Below are 19580 nucleotides of genomic sequence, written 5' to 3' on the forward strand. Positions count from 1 at the left end.
TTGCGTCAAGAACCGGGTTAGACAAGTGCAATGCGTTTTATCATTGCAGTGTTGTCGCCCGGTTTTTTGCCTTGTTACTCCGCAAAACTCTTCCTTTATTAGCTAAATCTGCTCTCTCGTCCGCGCAGGGTATGATTTCCCTTTTATCCAGCTGCCAAGCCGTTTTAAACTGGTCTGTATAATGAACCCGCCTTAATTGGCAACCTGACACCATGACGTTATCGTCCGTTCGACTACGAACGCGCTGTACGGAGCTTATTTGCCATGAAATTACCCATTTATCTGGATTATTCGGCCACTACGCCGGTTGACCCACGCGTAGCCGAGAAGATGATGCAGTGTTTGACGCTGGACGGTACTTTCGGTAATCCGGCTTCTCGTTCCCACCGCTATGGCTGGCAGGCAGAAGAAGCGGTCGATGTCGCGCGCAACAATATTGCCGAACTGATTAACGCCGACCCGCGCGAGGTGATTTTCACCTCCGGGGCGACTGAATCCGATAATTTGGCCATTAAAGGTGCGGCGCTCGCCAATCCGCAAAAGGGTCGGCATATTATTACCTGCACCACCGAACACAAGGCGGTGCTGGATACCTGCGAGCAGCTCGAACGCGAGGGCTACGAAGTGACTTACCTGAATCCGCAGTCCGACGGTCTGCTGGATTTGCAGCAGCTTGAACAGGCAATGCGTGACGACACCGTGCTGGTGTCAGTAATGCACGTCAATAATGAGATTGGCGTTATTCAGGATATCGCCGCCATTGGCGAGATGTGCCGTAGCCGCGACATTCTGTTTCACGTCGATGCGACACAAAGCGTAGGTAAAATTCCGGTCGATCTTGCGGAACTCAAGGTCGATTTGATGTCGTTTTCGGCACACAAGATTTATGGTCCGAAAGGCATCGGGGCACTGTATGTAAGCCGTAAACCGCGCGTGCGGGTCGATGCGCAGATCCACGGCGGCGGCCACGAACGCGGCATGCGTTCCGGCACCTTGCCCGTGCACCAGATTGTCGGCATGGGCGAAGCCTACCGCATCGCCAGGCTGGAAATGGCTGAAGAAGCCGCACGTCTGACTCGCCTGCGCGACCGTTTATGGAAAGGCATCGGCAAAATCAAAGACGTTTTCCTGAACGGCAGCGAGGGGAATACCGCGCCCAATATTCTTAACGTCAGTTTTGCCAATGTTGATGGTGAATCATTGATCATGACGCTTAAGGATCTCGCCGTGTCTTCCGGTTCGGCCTGCACCTCTGCCAGTCTGGAACCTTCCTATGTGTTGAAGGCGCTAGGTCTGAATGATGAGCTGGCGCACAGTTCCATCCGTTTCTCCGTAGGGCGTTTCACTACGGAAGAAGAGATCGATTACAGTATTTCGCTTGTCGGTAAATCAATAACCCGTCTACGTGAACTTTCTAACGCTAATCATTGAAGATTAAGAATAATCAGGAGTGTTGTAATGACGAACGAAGCTACGACTACCGATATTATGCCCGTGCTGCTGTCTTCGCAGGCGGCCGATGCGCGTTGGGGTGAAAAAGCCCTGTTAAGTACCGATGCTGCGGGCATCACCATTCATTTTTCAGCTGACGATAAGCTGACTTCGATTGCCCGTGCAGCCCGTCGTATCGAAGGGCAGGGCATCAAAAAATTGCAGCTCGCCGGTGAAGGCTGGGATCTGGAAACCAGCTGGGCATTCTGGCAGGGTTTCCGCAGCCCGAAAGGCAGCCGCAGCGTGGAGTGGGCAGAGCTTTCAGAAACCGACTCCGAAAAACTGCAACAACGCCTGAAAATTATCGACTGGGTGCGCGACACTATCAATAAACCCGCTGAAGACTTGAGCCCCGAAAAACTGGCTCGCAGCGCGGTTGATCTGCTGTGCGGATTTGGTGATTCCATCAGCTACCGCATCACCAAGGGCGAAGAGCTGCGCGAAAAAGAGTACAACGGCCTTTATACCGTAGGTCGCGGTTCCGATCGCCCGCCGGTCATGTTGTCATTGGACTATAACCCGACCGGTAACCCTGAAGCGCCGGTGTTTGCCTGCCTGGTCGGTAAAGGCATTACCTTCGATACCGGCGGCTACAGCCTGAAACCCAGCGGTTCCATGGATTCCATGAAAGCCGACATGGGGGGTGCGGCGACACTGACCGGCGCACTGGCTCTGGCCGCAGCGGGTGGACTGGACAAACGCGTCAAACTTTACCTCTGCTGCGCCGATAACATGGTGAGCGGAAATGCGTTCAAACTGGGCGACATTATCACCTATCGCAACGGCAAAACCGTTGAAGTGATGAATACCGATGCCGAAGGGCGTCTGGTGCTGGCCGATGGCCTAATCGATGCTTCCAAACATAATCCGACCCTGCTTATTGATGCCGCCACTCTGACCGGCGCGGCAAAAATGGCGCTCGGCAATGATTATCACGCGCTATTGAGCTTCGATGATGCGCTCGCCAACGATCTGCTGGCCTCTGCGGTTGAAGAGAACGAGCCTTTCTGGCGTCTGCCGCTGGCCGAATTCCACCGCAACCAGTTGCCGTCCAACTTTGCCGACCTGAACAATATTGCCGGTCCTGCAAATGGGGCTGGTGCCAGCACCGCCGCTGCTTTCCTGTCGCATTTCGTGTCTGAATACAAGAAAGGCTGGCTGCACATCGACTGTTCCGCGACCTACCGTAAAAGCGCTTCCGGCCAATGGGCTGCGGGCGCGACCGGTCTGGGCGTGCGTACCGTCGCCAACCTGTTGTTGGCTAAAGCTAAATAAGCAAAGGGAACGAGACGAGATGAGCGTTCCGCATGATATTCCAGCCGCAGGTTCGCCGAATGAAAACGAGCTTGAGCGTTTGCTCAGGCTCTCGGTAACTCAGGCTGCCTATCGCCCGGCTTTTTATCAGGCTTTACTCGAGTCAACTGTTTGGGTACTGGGCGATGCCGGCCAGGAACCGGCGGGGAATCCCGCCGAAATCTCAGCCGGTAGCGAGTTGAACCTGCTGCATTGGGAAAAACAGGACGGGAGTTCTATCATTCCTTTCTTCTCGTCGGTAGAGGTGCTTGAGCGCGCTGCGGCCGGAGAAAGTGAAGACGAGCAATCCTTTGTCGCGCTTCCGGCGCGGATTCTGTTTGAAATGACGCAGGGCGAAGAACTGTTTCTCAATCCGAAATCCGAATACGGTAAAGAGTTCTACCCGAGCGAAATCACCTTGCTGCTTGATAAGGGCGGATTGGCCGCGCCGACCGAACTGGCGCTGGACGCCGAAAGTCAGCTGCTGATTGGGCAGCCGGAAGAGTATCCTTCGGCAATGGTTGATGCTTTAACCACACTCTTTAGCCAGAAAAAGCCGGTTCGCCGGGCTTTTCTGGCGCTGATCCACGACAAAAATGTCGATCCCGAACCAAATCTGCTGGTTGGCATTGAAGCCGACGGTACCCCGTCAGAAGTGGATGCGCTAATCCGCGAAGCGGGGAATGTCGCCAGTGAAACATCGCCGGACGATAAACCCGTCGACTTTTGTGTAGTAGACGAAAAGGAGGGGGGTTAAGCCACTATCTGGTAAGCCACACCCAGCCTTTTTATCAACGCAAATGGGGAAGCTGGTTGAGAAACATTATTCCTTCTTCCGGAAAAGCCTGAGTCTGTGATTTATTACCCCTTCCGGCAAGCTATGGAAGGTGCATGTAGACAGGGTCGCCTCAGGCGACCCTTTTTATGCGCCGACCTCGGCTGACGTCGATTACCAGCCGTGGATGATAGGCCAGAGGGCTTCAATATGCTCACTGCCATCACGCACTACGGCGAATTCGCCATGCTGGCTTACCGTGGCGCAGGCATGGTTCGGCAATATCCGTACGCGACTGCCGTAGGGAAGAGTGGGCAGCGTCTGCTGGCTACCCGGTCGCAACGCAAGAATGCCATGCTCCTGATTGACATCGATCATTATCAAATCGCCCAGAGGTTCGCCTTCCATCGAGCAGACAATGCCATAGCGTTGATCGACTTCCTGTGCGGCTGTACCGCGATCCCGCGACATCGCCATCCAGCCGGCATCGACCATAATCCAGCCTTTCTGATGCTGATGGCCTATCACGGTAGCCACGACGAAAAGCGCAATGTCTGAAGTCTGGCAGACGCCGGCACCCGTCATGACCAGATCAAACAGTGTAAATACGCCCGCGCGGACTTCAGTAACGCCCGTAAGATCTTCACTGAAATGTGCCGTTGGCGTCGAGCCAACGCTGACGACCGGACTCGGCAATCCGGCCTCGCGCAGCGCATCGGCACAGGCAACCGCCGCCGCGCGCTCTTTCTCGGCCATTGCCTGGTGCGCCTGCAAGGTTTTACAGTGATAGGATTCCCCGGCGTGGGTAATAATCCCGCGTAATTCGGCCCCTTCGTTATGCAGAATCTTGCCAATTTCAATTAACAGCGCGTCGCCGGGCACGACGCCACTGCGATGACCGTCGCTGTCTATTTCAATGAGTGCGGGGATTTTTACCCCCGCTTCGCGAGAATATCGAGCCACCGCGTGGGCCTGTTCGATGCTGTCGAGAATAACGCTGATGTCGGTACCCTCCTTGAGCAACGCCACGACTCGCGCCAGTTTACGCGGGGCAATGCCCACGGCATAGATGAGATCTTTACATCCCGCAGCCGAAAAAACTTCGGCCTCTTTGAGAGTGGAAACCGTGGCGGGGCCTGTGCCGTCCGCCAGAATCAGTCTTGCGGCTTCGACCGATTTTACCGTTTTAAGGTGAGGACGCAGCGGCACCCCAAAACGTGCCGTGTGCGCTCGTAAACGGGCAACATTGCGCTCAAGCTTGCTACTGTCAAGCAGCAAAAACGGCGTGTCTCTGTCATGGATACTGATGTCGAGCGGATAAGTGTTATCGGTCATGTTGTTGGCTCAATAAGCGTTGATAAATGCCGCGGTTAAAAGGCACCGGCAAGCAGTCGACTGTAGTTATCGAGGTCAACATTGCCGCCACTGATCACTATGCCGACGCGCTTACCGCGCAGCGATTCAGCCTGCGCGCGCACCGCCGCAAGCCCAAGACAACCGGTAGGTTCCACAACCAGCTTCATGCGCGAGGCAAAAAAGGCCATCTCATTGACTAGCTGGGCGTCCGTTGCCGTGTATATATCGCTGACGTCGCGCTGAATAATAGAAAAGTTGAGATGACCCAGTGCCGAGGTCTGAGCGCCATCGGCCAGGGTTTTCGGCGTGCCTATCTTTACAATCGATCCTGTGCGAAATGATTGCTGGCCGTCGTTGCCCGCCTCGGGCTCAACCCCATAGATCTTGCAGTCAGGCGAAAGCGCGCGCGCGGCCAGCGCCGAACCGGCAAGCAAGCCGCCACCGCCCAGCGGCGCAAAGAGGGCGTCGAGTTCACCCACTTCTTCTATCAACTCTTTTACAGCCGTGCCCTGACCCGCAATCACGGGGGCGTAGTCATAGGCATGGATCACGGTATAACCAAATTTTTCAGCCAGTTCGGCGGTAATCGCCTCTCTGTCTTGCGTGTAGCGGTCATATTGCACGACGTTGGCACCGTAACCTTCCGTTGCAGCACGTTTTGCCTTGGGCGCATCCAGAGGCATGACGATAGTGGCGGGAATGCCCAATAACGAGGCCGAGAGGGCAATACCCTGTGCGTGATTGCCCGACGAGAATGCGATAACGCCACGCTTGCGCTGCGACGCATCCAATTGGGCCAGGGCGTTGAAAGCGCCACGAAACTTGAATGCTCCCATCCGCTGCAAGTTTTCACATTTAAAGAAAATCTCGGCGTCGAGCGCGTGATTCAGAATGCTGGACTGCATGACCGGCGTTTTATGGGCATAACCTTCAATTCTCTGGGCGGCGGCAACAACATCCTCATAATCAGGCAGAATCATCGTTTTTCCTTTTAAGTTCATTGAAATTAAGGCGTCCCCGAACGGACAGGCGCATTCAAAAGGTTATTTACTCTTCTCGACGCACGGTTTTGGCATCGTTGTACAAGGTAGCGCGCGACACACCAAGATGTTGGGCAATAATCGGCATGGCCTTACGAACGTCGAGATAGCCCGCCTGTCTCAACTCATCAAGCAGCACGCGGCGCTCGTCGGCTTTCAGGGCTTGCGGCGCACGGAGTCGGCTGGCGGCAAATTTGTCAATGTGCGCACGAATGACTTCGGCGTTTGCCGGGTCCAGCGTTTCCTGGATATCCACATTACCCGTCTGACAAAACTGCGCCAGCAGGGTTTGCATTTGTCCGAAAAGATTGAGATCGACATTCAGACATAGCGCTGCAACATAGCGGCCGTTTTCATCCTTGATGCCAATAGACGTACTCTTCGCCCTGCGACCATCGGCAAAACGGTTGGCATAATTGGCAATTATCTGCGGGAAATCCGGGTCCGCGATGCGCGCCAAACCCAACTCGGTAGCAGGCGCGCCGACTTCCCGACTCGAAAGATTGTTATGTATCGACAAAATCGCCTGTTCGGGGTCCAGCAGGTCATGCACGACGACCTCGCAAAAAGGAGCAAAAGTCTCGCCAATACCCTGGGCAATCAGTTCAAGCTGATTCAAGAGTATCTGGCGGTGAGCGGAGTCGGAATCATGTTTTTTCATGCTTTACAATTTATCCAGCTTTTTACAAATGGTCAATATTTCTTGTGTCACTGATTAATTTGCGAGGTGTATTCCAGAGATTCTGGTAAAAAATGTTCAGTGGTGTACTTTTACGTCTTGCGGTAACACAATTTTTCAATACATGTGGTTGTATTAAGGTAAGTGTTGGCGCATGTTCATGGGCGAGCGGTAACGTAGGCACAACGACTGCGGTAAGACAAACAGGATCAGGGAGAAAGGCGATGCGCGAGGATTTACGCTCTAAAGGAAGCCGTTGGCTAAAAGGTTGGCGAGGCATTGCCCTTTTATTGGCGCTGCTTTCTTTAAATGGCTGCGATGACCCTCAACCCAAAGAGCTTCAATCCAGGGCGGCCGCTCAGACCTCGGCAGTGACGGAATCTTCCTCTTTGGACACGTCGGCGAGTGCTGCCGCCCAGCACACCCAATCTTCGCAAAATCTGGATAGCCAGCGTCGTGCCGAACTGATTCATAAAAGTGAAGGCCAGCCGCTGACGCTGCTGGATGCTTCCGAACTTCAGCTTGATGGTGCCAGTGCACTGGTGCTGACTTTCTCCGTGCCGCTGGATCCTGACCAGAACTTTGGCGCGTTGCTGCATCTTGTCGACAGTAAAACCGGCACGCCAGACGGCGCATGGGAGCTTTCTGGCAATCTGACCGAACTGCGTTTTCGCCATTTATTGCCCGAGCGTAAATTAATGCTTACCGTAGAGGCTGGCATAAAAGGGCTGAATGGCGCACAGCTAGGCAGCGAACAGCAAAAGACGATAATTACGCGCAATATTGAACCGAGTGTCGGCTTTGCCAGCAAAGGTTCCTTGCTGCCAACTCGTTTTGCCGAAGGTCTACCGGTAATTGCCTTAAATATTAACAATGTTGACGTTAATTTTTTCCGTATCAAAAGCGAGTCGCTACCCGAATTCCTTGCCAACTGGCAGTCACGCAGCGCGCTCTCTTCGTGGGAGTCCGACACGCTGCTAAAACAGGCCGAACTCGTTTATACCGGCCGCTTTGCACTCAATCCGCAGATCAATACCCGTGAACATCTACTGCTGCCGCTCGGCGGTATCGAAAAACTCAAGCAGCCGGGCGTTTATCTGGCGGTGATGCAGCAGGCGGGAAGATATAGCTATACCAACCCAGCCACCTTGTTCACCTTAAGTGATATTGGCGTTTCATTGCACAGCTTCAATCAACAGATTGACGTGTATACGCAAGGGCTGGAAGCGGGTACACCGCTTGCCGACATCAATCTGCAACTGCTTGATGAAAAAGGGCGTTTGCTTGCCGAAGGCAAATCAGATGCGCAGGGGCATGCCCGCTTTAACAAAGATCCCAAAGCGGTGTTGCTGTTGGCGCAGCACGGCGGTGAAACCAGTCTGATTAATCTGCGTGAACCGGCGCTGGATCTCGCCGAATTTGATATTGGCGGCCCACAGGGTTACAGCAAGACACTGTTTGCTTTTGGGCCACGGGATTTATATCGTCCCGGCGAAACGCTGCTTTTAAATGCCCTGCTACGTGATGCCGACGGCAAACCCGTTGCCCCACAGCCGGTAAAAACCCAGCTCATAAAGCCTGATGGCCAAATTGCCCGCACCTTCATGTGGCAGCCGGAAAACGGACTCTATCAATATCAATATGCCATTCCTGAAGGCGGTCCGACCGGTGAGTGGAAAGTCAGTTTCAATCTCGGCGATAACCAGCTGCGTTATTATCCATTTCATGTCGAAGATTTCCTGCCCGAGCGCATGGCGCTCGATTTAGTTAACAATAAAAAGCCGTTGCCTATAGATTCTGCCGTCACCTTCGCCGTAAACGGACGTTATCTTTACGGCGCGCCTGCCGCCGGAAATCGCCTGCAGGGGCAGGTTTATCTACGTCCATTGCGCGAAGCGGTGCCCGCCATGCCCGGCTACCAATTTGGCGCAATCAATGAAGAGAATCTTTCAAGAACATTGAGCGATGTCGACCAAACACTGGATGCGCAGGGCAAAGGTGAGGTCAGCATTGAAAATAGCTGGCGTGATATACGTTCACCGTTGCAGGTCATTCTACAGGCTAGTCTGCTTGAATCTGGCGGCCGTCCGGTGACGCGACGCATAGACCAGGCGGTCTGGCCGGCAGAAGTCCTGCCGGGCATTCGTCCGCTTTTCAGCACACAGCAAATTTATGATTACCGCACCGATAAAACGATTTCGCAGGCCGTGGTCAATGAAAATAGTCAGGCTGAATTCGATATCGTAAACGTCAATGCAAGTGGGCAAAAGCTGGCGGCGAAAGGTCTCGAGGTTCGGCTGGTGCGCGAGCGCAGAGACTATTATTGGCAATGGTCGGAAAACGAAGGTTGGCAGTCGCTCTACGACAAGAAAGATTTAATCCTCCTACGCCAGCAGATAGATATTGCCGCAGAAGGCTCAACCAAAGTGAGCTTCCCTGTGGAGTGGGGGGCCTATCGCCTCGAAGTTGAAGATCCGCAAACCCATCAGGTCAGCAGCGTGCGTTTCTGGGCCGGTTACAGCTGGCAGGATAATACCGACGGGACCGATGCTGTTCGTCCCGATCAGGTAAAATTGAAACTCGATAAACCGGCCTACCAGCCCGGCGAGAAAGCCAACATCCATATTCAGGCTCCTGCTGCGGGCAAAGGTTATCTGTTGGTGGAATCCAGTGAGGGGCCGCTATGGTGGCAAGCCATTGATGTGCCGGAAGCGGGCGTGGATGTGGAAGTCCCCATCAACAAGGAATGGCAGCGTCATGATCTCTATTTCAGTGCGTTAGTGCTGCGTCCCGGCGACAAAAATCAGCAGTCCACGCCGAAACGCGCCGTAGGTCTGCTGCATCTGCCGCTGGTCAGCGAAGGGCGCAAGCTAAGCCTGCAACTTGATGCACCGCAAAAGATTCGCCCAAATCAGAACCTCACGATAAAAATCAAGGCGGCTGTTGAAGGGCAGGCAACCCCTCATCAAATCAACTTGCTGCTGTCGGCGGTCGATGCCGGTGTACTGTCAATTACCGGATTCAAAACGCCGGATCCCTACGAGGCATTTCTGGGGCGTAAACGTTACGGTGTGGATCAATATGATGTCTACGGGCATCTTATCGAAGGAAAAGGACGCCTTGCCAGCCTGAGTTTTGGTGGCGATGGCGATGAAGATCCCCTTTCACGCGGCGGACAGAAGCCCGTCACCGACGTCACCATTGTTGCCCGGCAAGCCAAACGCGTTGTGCTCAATGACAACGGCGAAGGGGAAGTTCAAATCCCCATTCCTGATTTCAACGGTGAACTGCGTGTTATGGCGCAGGCCTGGAGTGACGAAGATTTTGGCCGGGCTGAAACCAACGTCGTGGTGGCTGCGCCTGTCATCGCCGATCTTGCCGTTCCGCGTTTTATGGCAAACGGTGACCGTGCATCGCTCGCTCTTGATGTGACCAACCTCTCCGGTGCAGCGCAAACGCTGAATATTGGGCTGGCGGCAGCGGATAAAATTCAGCTTGACGGCGGCGCTGCCGAGCAACGCGTCGAGCTGGCGCAGGGCGAGCGCAAGACCTTGTCGATTCCTATCAAGGCCATGCAGGGATTCGGTACGGGTCAGGTGAAGTTAACGGTCAGCGGCCTTCACTTGCCAAATGAAACACTGCCCGATTATCAACGCAGTTGGACTATTGGTGTCAGGCCTGCGTTTCCGGCATTGACCAGAAACTTTGAGACGGTACTGCACCCTGAACAACAGTGGCAGCTTCCGGCTGATGCCAATGCACATCTGATAGGCGAAACTTTGCAGGGTCGTCTGCAAATCAGCAGTAAACCGCCACTGGATTTAGCACGCTATATCAGTGAACTGATGGCCTATCCGTATGGTTGTCTTGAACAAACTATCAGCGGACTTTATCCGTCGCTGTACACCAGTCGCGCACAGCTGTTGGCGATGGGCATCAAATCCTCTTCGGATGAGGTGCGTCGCCACAGCATCGATATCGGCATCGAGCGCGTCTTTGCCATGCAGAAAGAAAGCGGTGGTTTTGGTTTGTGGAATAAAGACAGCCCCGAGGAGTATTGGCTGACGGCCTACGCCACCGATTTCCTGGTTCGCGCCGCGCAGCAAGGCTACAGTGTTTCCGAAGAAGGGTTGGATAAAGCCAATAAACGATTGCAACGTTACCTGCAGGATCCTAACCAGATTGACGTGCGTTACAGCACCCAGCCAGACAGTACGCGCTTTGCCGTTCAGGCCTATGCGGGGCTGGTACTTGCCGTGCAACAACAGGCGCCTTTGGGGGCGTTGCGTCAGCTGTATGAAAAACGCCAGAATGCAGTGTCCGGGTTGCCGCTGGTTCAACTTGGCCTTGCCCTGAAAACCATGGGTGACATGCCGCGAGCGGAAACGGCGCTATCGGAGGGCTTGAGCAAAACACGTCCCGAGAAAGACTACTGGCTGGAAGACTATGGCAGCACGGTGCGTGACAACGCCTTGATGTTGTCATTGCTGACTGAAAATAACCTGCAACCTGAAGCACGCGACCGCTTGTTAATGTCGCTTTCCGAAAATCTGAACGGCCAGCGGTGGCTGTCGACACAGGAGAGCAATGCGCTGTTTATGGCCGGGCGTGGGTTAATCGGCAGTGCTGAAAAACCGTGGCAGGTGAGTTTTAATCAGCAACAACAGCCACTCAATGGCACCTCGGCGGTGACTCGGAATATCGAGGCCGCAGAGTTGCAGCAGCCGATAACCTTGAAAAATACCGGTGATGCCCCCGTGTATACCCGTTTCGACGTGACCGGTTATCCACAGCAAGCTCCCGCCGAAAGCGGCAATGTGCTGCATATTGCCCGTCAATTTATGGGTATGGATGGCAAGACGCTGTCGCTGGCCTCTCTGAAAAGTGGGGACTTGGTCGTCGTTCATCTTGATGTCTGGAGTGACCAGCATGTTCCCGATGCGCTGGTGGTTGATTTGCTGCCTGCGGGACTTGAGCTTGAAAACCAGAATCTGGCCGACAGCAGCGCGAGTCTGGGCGAAGCCGCGACCCGCCTGACCGAGTTGATGGGCGATATGCAGCAGGCCGACATAAAACACCAGGAGTACCGTGACGACCGTTATGTTGCGGCGGTGGATGTCGACGGTTATCGACACGTTTCATTACTTTATCTGGCACGCGCTGTCACACCGGGCACCTTTGCGGTACCGGCTCCACAGGTAGAATCGATGTATGTCCCGGCCTGGCGCGCAACGGGGGCAACACCCGAGCAGATGAATGTGCGTTAACAGGCTGGCAAAAGGAAAATGAAAGCGGCAAAGCATCCACGTGGAAATCGCTGGAAACGAGGCGGGCAATGGCTGCTCAGCCTGATTCTGGTCTGTTGCGCGCTTCTTTGGGTAGCGAACCGTCTCTGGCCGCTGCCCATCACGGATTTGCCGGTTGCGCGCGTGGTCACAGCGGAAGATGGCACCCCCTTGTGGCGCTATGCCGATGCCGAGGGAGTATGGCGATATCCTGTTACGCTGGATCAGGTTTCCCCTTATTACCTGCAGGCATTGCTGACCTATGAGGACCGCTGGTTCTGGGATCATCCGGGTGTCAACCCGATATCGCTGCTGCGTGCCGCGTGGCAGGACGCACGCGAGGGCGGCATCGTTTCGGGCGGCAGTACCCTGTCGATGCAGGTGGCACGACTGATTGACCCACATCCGCGCAATTTTGCCGGTAAATTGCGGCAGATTGCCCGTACTTTCCAGCTTGAATGGACACTGTCGAAAACGCAGATCCTCGAGATTTACCTAAATCGCGCGCCTTATGGCGGAACCTTGCAGGGTATCGCCGCGGCGAGCTGGACTTACCTGGGTAAACCTCCGTCGGAACTCACGCCTGGTGAAGCTGCGCTGTTGGCCGTGCTCCCGCAGGCACCAAGTCGTTTGCGTCCTGACCGCTTTCCGGCAAGGGCAAAAGCGGCCAGAGACAAGGTGCTGGATCGCCTCGCCGAGTATCAGGTTTGGCCACAGGCACGGGTAAATGAGATCCGTCAGGAAGAGATTTGGCTGGCACCACGTCAAGTGCCGCAACTCGCGCCGCTGCTTGCCAGAAGATTAACGGCCAACAATGCAAAAACGCGGGTGACAACCACGCTGGACGCCACTTTGCAGCGTCAACTGGAAGAGCTGGCTGCAGGCTGGAAAAACCAGCTTCCGGCAAAAACTTCCGTAGGCGTGCTGGTGGTAGAAAGCGCAACCATGAAAGTAAAAGGCTATCTAGGTTCTGTAGATTTCAACGACGACAGCCGTTTTGGTCAGGTCGACACGGTGAGTGCCTGGCGCTCGCCCGGCTCGACACTCAAACCACTGCTTTACGGGTTGGCACTGGACGATGGCCTGATCGCGGCCGAATCCTTGTTGCAAGACGTGCCAAGACGCTTTGGTGACTATCGCCCCGGAAATTTCGATACCGGTTTTCATGGGCCGGTCAGCGCCAGCGAAGCACTGGTCAGGTCGCTGAACTTACCGGCGGTACAGTTGCTGGATGCCTATGGTCCCAAGCGCTTTACCGCCAACTTGCGCAATGCCGGTATCGCGCTGCGCTTTCCAGCCAATAGCGACCCGAGCCTGGCGGTAATTCTTGGGGAACCGGCTCTCGCCTCGACCAGCTCACCGAGGCATACAGTGCCTTTGCGCGCGGTGGCAATGTGGCAAAACTGCGTTTCGAGCCGCAGCAGCGGCTGGAGCAGAGAAGATTGATGTCGCCGGGCGCGGCCTGGATAATCCGCCGCATTCTCGGCGGACAGGCACTGCCGCAGCCTGATGATTCACGTCCTGCCACTGTGCCACTGGCATGGAAAACGGGGACCAGCTACGGCTATCGCGACGCGTGGGCGATGGGAGTGAACCCCGGCTACATCATCGGGGTCTGGGTCGGCAGACCCGATGCCACGCCGGTCGCCGGACAATTTGGTTATGCGACCGCCGTGCCTATTTTAAATCAGGTAAACAACCTGCTCGCCACCTCGGCGCGTTTTAATGGTGTGATGGCAACGCGCGACCCTCGTCCTGCTTCTGTAGGCATGGCGGCGTTATGCTGGCCAGGCGGACAACCGCTTTCGGCAGGCGATGCCAACTGTCGACAGCAGCGGCAAAGCTGGACCCTCGAAGGCACGTTGCCGCCAACGCTTGTGGCGCAGGGGCAGGAATCACAGGCAGGCAGTCAGCTGACATTATGGGTCAATTCGGCAGGTAAGCAGGTTGCGGCGACCTGTCCCGATGCACATACCAGAAAGCTTGCCCTGTGGCCAACGCCGCTCGAACCCTGGCTGCCGCCGAGTGAGCGGAGAAACGGGCGATTACCCGAACGGGATACCGCCTGTCCTCCGTTGAACAAACCTGCTGTGCAACCTTTACTGCTACTGGGTATTCGCCAAAACGCCATCCTCAAGCCGCTGCCCGGCCAGCGCAGCCTCGATTTGCAGGTGGAGTCGCAGGGCGGTGCAGGGCAGCGATGGTGGTTTCTAAATGGTGAGCAAATTGAAAGTCAGGGTTCGAATAAAAACTTTAAAACGACGCTCAGGGAGCGGGGGCGATACCAGCTCATCGTGCTGGATGAAAGCGCGCAGGTCAGCACACTGGATTTCAGCCTTGATTAAGCAAATTCTGTATTGAAAATGGGGCTTATGGCCTTCAAAGTGAATCAGTGACACATTTTTTTAATCAAATGTTGTTATTCCTGTAGGCAAGCGTTACTTAGCCCCCTATAATCGGCGCCATTTTCCGGCAGCGTTAACATTTGAAATTAACCGGCCCCACTTAAGTCAGACAGAGGTTTTTTTATGACTATCGAACGTACTTTCTCTATCATCAAGCCAAACTCCGTAGCGAACAACGACATCGGTGCCATCACTGCGCGTTTCGAGCGTGCTGGTTTCCAGATCATCGCGTCTAAAATGATCCGTCTGAGCAAAGAGAAAGCTGAAGGCTTCTACGCCGAGCACAAAGGTCGTCCATTCTTCGACGGTCTGGTAGAGTTCATGACTTCTGGTCCAGTTGTTGTTCAGGTTCTGGAAGGCGAAAACGCCGTTCAGCGTAACCGTGACATCATGGGCGCAACCAACCCGGACAACGCTCTGGCAGGTACTCTGCGTGCCGATTTCGCTGACAGCTTCACTGCCAACGCCGTTCACGGTTCTGACGCAGTAGAGTCTGCACAGCGCGAAATCGCTTACTTCTTCGACGAAAGCGAAATCTGCGCGCGTTAATAAGAAGTCAGGCGCACAGGCAGGATGGATTTCGCCGCAGTGACAATCAATTTGTGCTAACGGTCTTTCATTCATAGCCACCTCGCCTTAAAATTTGTACAATGTTGCGCCCCAAAAGCTATGCTGATGGGGCGCAATTTTTAATGTAGTGGTTTGAGCAACAAGCTTTCGTGGGTAGCTCCATCAGGCCCGCACTTCCTTCGAGCCATAACGTGTAACAACGAGGCCAATGTAAACATGTCCAATACTATCGAATTAGATATCCCGGTCCTGAGTTCGACCGAGATTGACTCTCTGAACGTCATCCGCGCCGAAAATGCCGCCAAAGCCGAACCAGGCTGAAAAGTCTGCTGCGCCGGTTAGCGCCAAAATCAACCTTCTGGATCTGAACCGTAAACAGATGCGCGAGTTTTTTGCCAAAATGGGCGAAAAACCCTTCCGTGCGGATCAGGTTATGAAGTGGATGTACCATTACTGCAGCGATGATTTCGAGGAAATGACCGATATCAATAAAACGCTGCGTAACAAGCTGGCAAGCGTTGCCGAAATTCGCGCGCCGGAAGTGGCCGTGGAACAACGCTCTGCCGATGGCACCATCAAATGGGCTATCCAGGTCGGCAACCAGCAGGTGGAAACCGTCTATATTCCCGATGGCGACCGCGCGACCCTGTGCGTGTCTTCGCAGGTAGGCTGTGCGCTGGAATGTACCTTCTGCTCCACGGCTCAGCAGGGCTTCAACCGCAATCTGCGCGTGTCCGAAATTATCGGTCAGGTGTGGCGTGCCGCGAAAATCATCGGTGCCGCCAAGGTGGCCGGGACCCGTCCTATCACCAACGTGGTGATGATGGGCATGGGTGAGCCGCTGCTCAACCTGAACAACGTTGTTCCTGCCATGGAAATCATGCTCGACGACTTCGGCTTTGGTTTGTCCAAGCGCCGCGTCACGCTGTCTACCTCGGGCGTTGTGCCTGCGCTGGACAAGCTCGGCGACATGATTGACGTTGCGCTGGCGATTTCCCTGCACGCGCCAAACGACGAAATTCGTGACGAAATCGTGCCGATTAACCGCAAATACAACATCGATACCTTCCTGGCCTCGGTAAACCGCTATCTGGGTAAATCCAACGCCAATCAGGGCCGTGTTACCGTCGAGTACGTCATGCTGGATCACATTAATGACGGCACCGAACACGCGCATGAACTGGCCGAGAAACTGAAAGATACGCCGTGCAAGATTAACCTGATTCCCTGGAACCCCTTCCCGGGCGCACCTTACGGACGTAGCTCGAACAGCCGTATCGATCGCTTCTCCAAGGTATTGATGGAGTACGGTTTTACCGTCATCGTGCGTAAGACGCGTGGAGACGATATCGATGCCGCCTGCGGTCAGCTGGCCGGTGAAGTTATCGACCGTACCAAGCGTACGCTGAAGAAAAAGATGGCGGGCGAGTCCATCATGGTTAAACCTGTTTAAACACGTCCTGCGATTTTGGCGGTCCCGATAACCTGTGATTCCGATTATCGGCCGCCAACTGTCGGCCTGTTGCAGCGGGTGTGACTCGTGTATTGTTTTGAGCTGGCGTTGGTCTTCTTATCGGTCGAAAGGTAAAAGGATTTAAGTATGGCGATAATGCAGTGGAAAGGGTTTTTCGCAGCAAGTATGGCAATCTGCTTTCTGGCAGGATGTTCCAGCTCAAAACAGCAGGCGGTCGAGGCTTCTTCCGGCGCGCCGCAAACACAACTTCAGCTTGGCATGAACTATCTGTCGCAGGGAAATATGTCTGCGGCGAAAGCCAATCTCGAACAGGCGGTCGATTCGTCGCCGCTGGATTATCGCAACCAGCTTGGCATGGCATTGTTCGAGCAGAAAACCGGCAATAATGCCGCCGCCCAAAGCCGCTATCAGCAAGCGTTGAAACTTGCCCCTCAAAATGGAACTGTCCTGAATAATTACGGTGCGTTTTTGTGTAGTTTAGGGCAGTATGTACCGTCACAACAGCAGTTTAGCCTCGCGGCCAGCCAGCCTGATTCCGGTCCGGTTGCTGACAGTCTCGAAAACGGGGGCTACTGTTTTTTGAAGGCTAATCAGAATGATGAAGCGAAAGTGTTACTGAGCCGTGCTCTGAAACACGATCCCGACAAGGGCGCACCTCTGATAGATGAAGCCGACAAGGCGTTCAAGGCCGGTAACCGTGCCGAGGCGCAGCTTTTACTGGATGTTTACCAACATGTTCTGCCGGCCAGCGCCGACAGTCTTATGTTACAAATTCGTTTCGCGGCACTGGCAGGCAAACCGGACAACGTTCAACGTTACGGCAAGCAGCTTGCGCGGAATTTTCCACAATCCCAACAGTACCAGCAGTTCTTAGCTAATGAATACTGAAGCCTCTCAAGATAAAAGCACTAAAGTGACCGCGGGCGAGCGCCTGCGTCAAGCTCGTGAACAGTTGGGACTTAGCCATCAGACCGTGGCGGAACGCCTGTGTCTTAAGCTTTCAACTATTCGTCAAATCGAAGAAGGAAGCACGCCCGCCGATCTGGCGCCGACTTTCCTCCGGGGTTATATCCGTTCATACGCAAAACTGGTCCACGTTCCTGAAGAGGAACTGGCTACATTGATTGGCAAGCAGGCGCCAATCAACGTGCCGAAAGTGGCGTCAATGCAGGGTGTCTCCTTACGCAAGTCTCGCAAAAAACGCGACGGCTGGCTGATGGGCTTTACCTGGCTTATCGTTTTTGTGGTGCTCGGCCTGACCGGTGCATGGTGGTGGCAAAACCATCAGGCGCAGCAGGAAGAGATTGCCAATATGGCGGATCAATCCACCGCGCAGCTGAATCAGGACAATGCCGAAGGACAATCCATTCCTTTGAGCACCGGTGATGCTTCTTCACAAACCGCCGCGCAACCTGATGCACCAGCCGATGCCACCGGCAACGCTGCTGCACCTCAGGCACAAAACTCGGTACCGCTGAACACCGCGCCTGACACCGCATCCAATGCGGCTCCTGCGCAGAATCAGCCATCCGCTGCGGTTTCACCAAGCCAGCCGACTGCGGCTGAGACCCCTGCTTCAACCTTGCCGACCGGCGATGCACAGGCGAGCAACACCGCCGATGTCAACGCGGTCAGCATGACCTTTAAATCAGACTGCTGGTTGCAGATTGATGATGCCACTGGAAAAACACTGTTCAGCGGCATGAAAAAGGGCGGAGAAACATTGAGTCTGAAAGGTACGGCACCTTACAAACTGAAAATCGGCGCACCTGGTGCGGTCGACATTCAGTATCAGGGTAAGCCTGTCGATCTAAGTCGTTTTGTAAAATCAAGCCGTGTTGCTCGTCTGACTCTGGCTGCCCAGTAAGTTGGCAGCTTTAAGCTAAGCCCTGAAAGATATGCCACACTCGTAGAGGTTGCAGCGTACTCCGCTGCGGCCTCCACTTTTGGTAGGGTAAGACACTGGTAACAATGGAGAAGAGCCTACATGCATAACCAAGCACCCATTACCCGTCGCAAATCAACAAGGATTTACGTCGGCAAGGTGCCTGTCGGTGATGGTGCACCAATCGCGGTGCAATCAATGACCAACACCCGCACCACCGATGTCGCCGCAACCGTTGCCCAGATCAAAGCTCTGGAGCGCGTTGGGGTCGACATTGTTCGTGTTTCTGTTCCCACCATGGACGCCGCTGAAGCCTTCAAGCTTATCAAGCAGCAGGTCAACGTTCCGCTGGTTGCAGATATTCACTTCGACTACCGTATCGCGCTGCAGGTTGCCGAGTACGGCGTTGACTGCCTGCGTATCAATCCGGGCAATATCGGCAATGAATCGCGTATTCGTTCAGTCGTTGACTGCGCGCGCGACAAAAATATTCCTATTCGTATCGGCGTCAACGGCGGCTCGCTGGAAAAAGACCTGCAGGAAAAGTATGGCGAACCAACGCCTGCGGCCCTGTTTGAATCCGCGATGCGCCACGTCGATATTCTCGACAGACTCAATTTCGATCAGTTCAAGGTAAGTGTGAAGGCGTCCGACGTCTTCCTGGCCGTTGAATCCTATCGACTGCTGGCCAAGCAGATTGTTCAGCCGCTGCACCTTGGCATTACCGAAGCCGGTGGCCTGCGCGCAGGGTCGGTGAAATCGGCAATCGGTCTGGGTCTGCTGCTGTCCGAAGGCATCGGCGATACGCTGCGTATTTCACTGGCGGCGGATCCTGTCGAAGAAGTCAAAGTCGGCTTCGATATCCTGAAATCGCTGCGCATTCGTTCGCGCGGAATTAACTTTATCGCCTGCCCAACCTGTTCCCGTCAGGAATTCGACGTCATCGGCACCGTCAATGCGCTGGAACAGCGTCTTGAAGACATTATTACCCCGATGGATATCTCGATAATCGGCTGTGTCGTCAACGGTCCGGGCGAAGCGCTGGTATCGACGATGGGCGTGACCGGCGGCCATAACAAGAGCGGTTTCTACGAAGACGGCGTGCGCCAGAGAGAAAGATTCGATAACGAGTTGATGATCGATCAGCTTGAAGCCAAGATCCGCGCCAAAGCGGCCGTTATGGATCAAAGTAATCGTATCGTTATCAATCATCTCGAAAAGTAACTTGAGCTCGCGCCGAATTGGCGGCGCGCCTGCCCTCCGGGCCGAATTAAACTGAACCCGATAACATGTGTTGAAGTATCCGCATTGAACCACAGGATGCAAA

The 19580-nt window shown here is 54.6% G+C and carries 11 protein-coding genes and 2 pseudogenes; 10 read left to right on the plus strand and 3 right to left on the minus strand.

Annotated elements, in window-relative coordinates; all coding sequences use genetic code 11:
- The first annotated feature begins 264 nt into the window (after positions 1-264).
- The 3 genes and pseudogenes from O1V66_RS00645 to sseB all read left to right on the plus strand — a co-directional run bounded on the left by O1V66_RS00645 (position 265) and on the right by sseB (position 3633).
- Entirely contained in the window at positions 265-1431 is a 1167-nt protein-coding gene (locus O1V66_RS00645; protein ID WP_045049305.1) for an IscS subfamily cysteine desulfurase, read from the plus strand.
- Between the two features lie 27 nt (positions 1432-1458).
- Positions 1459-2766: an aminopeptidase PepB gene (gene pepB / locus O1V66_RS00650; RefSeq protein ID WP_045049304.1), complete on the plus strand. Its 1308-nt coding sequence runs from the start codon at positions 1459-1461 to the stop codon at positions 2764-2766.
- Between the two features lie 19 nt (positions 2767-2785).
- Positions 2786-3633, plus strand: a pseudogene (gene sseB, locus O1V66_RS00655) (enhanced serine sensitivity protein SseB).
- 100 nt (positions 3634-3733) lie between these two features.
- On the opposite strand, the gene O1V66_RS00660 reads toward sseB, so the two are convergent.
- The 3 genes from O1V66_RS00660 to O1V66_RS00670 form a co-directional block, all read right to left on the minus strand.
- On the minus strand, positions 3734-4894 hold the full coding sequence (locus tag O1V66_RS00660; RefSeq protein ID WP_045049302.1) for a DSD1 family PLP-dependent enzyme: 1161 nt from the start codon (positions 4892-4894) through the stop codon (positions 3734-3736).
- 35 nt (positions 4895-4929) lie between these two features.
- The gene (locus tag O1V66_RS00665) at positions 4930-5895 is read right to left on the minus strand and encodes a threo-3-hydroxy-L-aspartate ammonia-lyase (RefSeq protein ID WP_045049301.1); all 966 of its coding nucleotides are present in this window, start codon (positions 5893-5895) and stop codon (positions 4930-4932) included.
- A gap of 67 nt (positions 5896-5962) precedes the next feature.
- Positions 5963-6616 (minus strand): helix-turn-helix transcriptional regulator, encoded by a 654-nt coding sequence (locus tag O1V66_RS00670; RefSeq protein ID WP_045049300.1) that lies wholly within the window; start codon positions 6614-6616, stop codon positions 5963-5965.
- A 242-nt stretch (positions 6617-6858) separates the two neighbouring features.
- Here O1V66_RS00670 and O1V66_RS00675 point away from each other — a divergent pair, with 242 nt between their 5' ends.
- From O1V66_RS00675 to ispG, 7 genes and pseudogenes are all read left to right on the plus strand, one after another.
- Positions 6859-11901 carry an alpha-2-macroglobulin family protein gene (locus O1V66_RS00675; protein ID WP_045049299.1) on the plus strand — a complete coding sequence of 1681 codons (5043 nt, stop codon included), beginning with the start codon at positions 6859-6861 and terminating at the stop codon, positions 11899-11901.
- 18 nt (positions 11902-11919) lie between these two features.
- Positions 11920-14264 (plus strand): annotated as a pseudogene (pbpC, locus tag O1V66_RS00680) (peptidoglycan glycosyltransferase PbpC).
- Between the two features lie 183 nt (positions 14265-14447).
- Positions 14448-14873, plus strand: a complete 426-nt coding sequence (gene ndk / locus O1V66_RS00685) for a nucleoside-diphosphate kinase (protein WP_009638953.1) — start codon at positions 14448-14450, stop codon at positions 14871-14873.
- A gap of 316 nt (positions 14874-15189) precedes the next feature.
- Positions 15190-16347 carry a dual-specificity RNA methyltransferase RlmN gene (gene rlmN, locus O1V66_RS00690; protein ID WP_269128029.1) on the plus strand — a complete coding sequence of 386 codons (1158 nt, stop codon included), beginning with the start codon at positions 15190-15192 and terminating at the stop codon, positions 16345-16347.
- A gap of 156 nt (positions 16348-16503) precedes the next feature.
- Positions 16504-17256 carry a type IV pilus biogenesis/stability protein PilW gene (gene pilW / locus O1V66_RS00695; RefSeq protein WP_082051062.1) on the plus strand — a complete coding sequence of 251 codons (753 nt, stop codon included), beginning with the start codon at positions 16504-16506 and terminating at the stop codon, positions 17254-17256.
- Positions 17246-18235, plus strand: a complete 990-nt coding sequence (rodZ, locus tag O1V66_RS00700) for a cytoskeleton protein RodZ (RefSeq protein ID WP_045049295.1) — start codon at positions 17246-17248, stop codon at positions 18233-18235. The genes pilW and rodZ overlap by 11 nt, the downstream gene beginning before the upstream one ends.
- Before the next feature lie 120 nt (positions 18236-18355).
- Positions 18356-19477, plus strand: a complete 1122-nt coding sequence (gene ispG / locus O1V66_RS00705) for a flavodoxin-dependent (E)-4-hydroxy-3-methylbut-2-enyl-diphosphate synthase (RefSeq protein ID WP_045049294.1) — start codon at positions 18356-18358, stop codon at positions 19475-19477.
- Positions 19478-19580: the final 103 nt, after the last annotated feature.

Origin of the sequence: Rouxiella chamberiensis (assembly GCF_026967475.1) — a bacterium.
GTDB classification, from domain to species: domain Bacteria; phylum Pseudomonadota; class Gammaproteobacteria; order Enterobacterales; family Enterobacteriaceae; genus Rouxiella; species Rouxiella chamberiensis.

What these genes read in the sequence shown, in the direction of transcription:
- O1V66_RS00645 (WP_045049305.1), top strand. Translation starts at nt 265, where the DNA reads ATGAAATTACCCATTTATCTGGATTATTCGGCCACTACGCCGGTTGAC.
- pepB (WP_045049304.1), top strand. Translation starts at nt 1,459, where the DNA reads ATGACGAACGAAGCTACGACTACCGATATTATGCCCGTGCTGCTGTCT.
- O1V66_RS00660 (WP_045049302.1), bottom strand. Translation starts at nt 4,894, where the DNA reads ATGACCGATAACACTTATCCGCTCGACATCAGTATCCATGACAGAGAC.
- O1V66_RS00665 (WP_045049301.1), bottom strand. Translation starts at nt 5,895, where the DNA reads ATGATTCTGCCTGATTATGAGGATGTTGTTGCCGCCGCCCAGAGAATT.
- O1V66_RS00670 (WP_045049300.1), bottom strand. Translation starts at nt 6,616, where the DNA reads ATGAAAAAACATGATTCCGACTCCGCTCACCGCCAGATACTCTTGAAT.
- O1V66_RS00675 (WP_045049299.1), top strand. Translation starts at nt 6,859, where the DNA reads ATGCGCGAGGATTTACGCTCTAAAGGAAGCCGTTGGCTAAAAGGTTGG.
- ndk (WP_009638953.1), top strand. Translation starts at nt 14,448, where the DNA reads ATGACTATCGAACGTACTTTCTCTATCATCAAGCCAAACTCCGTAGCG.
- rlmN (WP_269128029.1), top strand. Translation starts at nt 15,190, where the DNA reads ATGCCGCCAAAGCCGAACCAGGCTGAAAAGTCTGCTGCGCCGGTTAGC.
- pilW (WP_082051062.1), top strand. Translation starts at nt 16,504, where the DNA reads ATGCAGTGGAAAGGGTTTTTCGCAGCAAGTATGGCAATCTGCTTTCTG.
- rodZ (WP_045049295.1), top strand. Translation starts at nt 17,246, where the DNA reads ATGAATACTGAAGCCTCTCAAGATAAAAGCACTAAAGTGACCGCGGGC.
- ispG (WP_045049294.1), top strand. Translation starts at nt 18,356, where the DNA reads ATGCATAACCAAGCACCCATTACCCGTCGCAAATCAACAAGGATTTAC.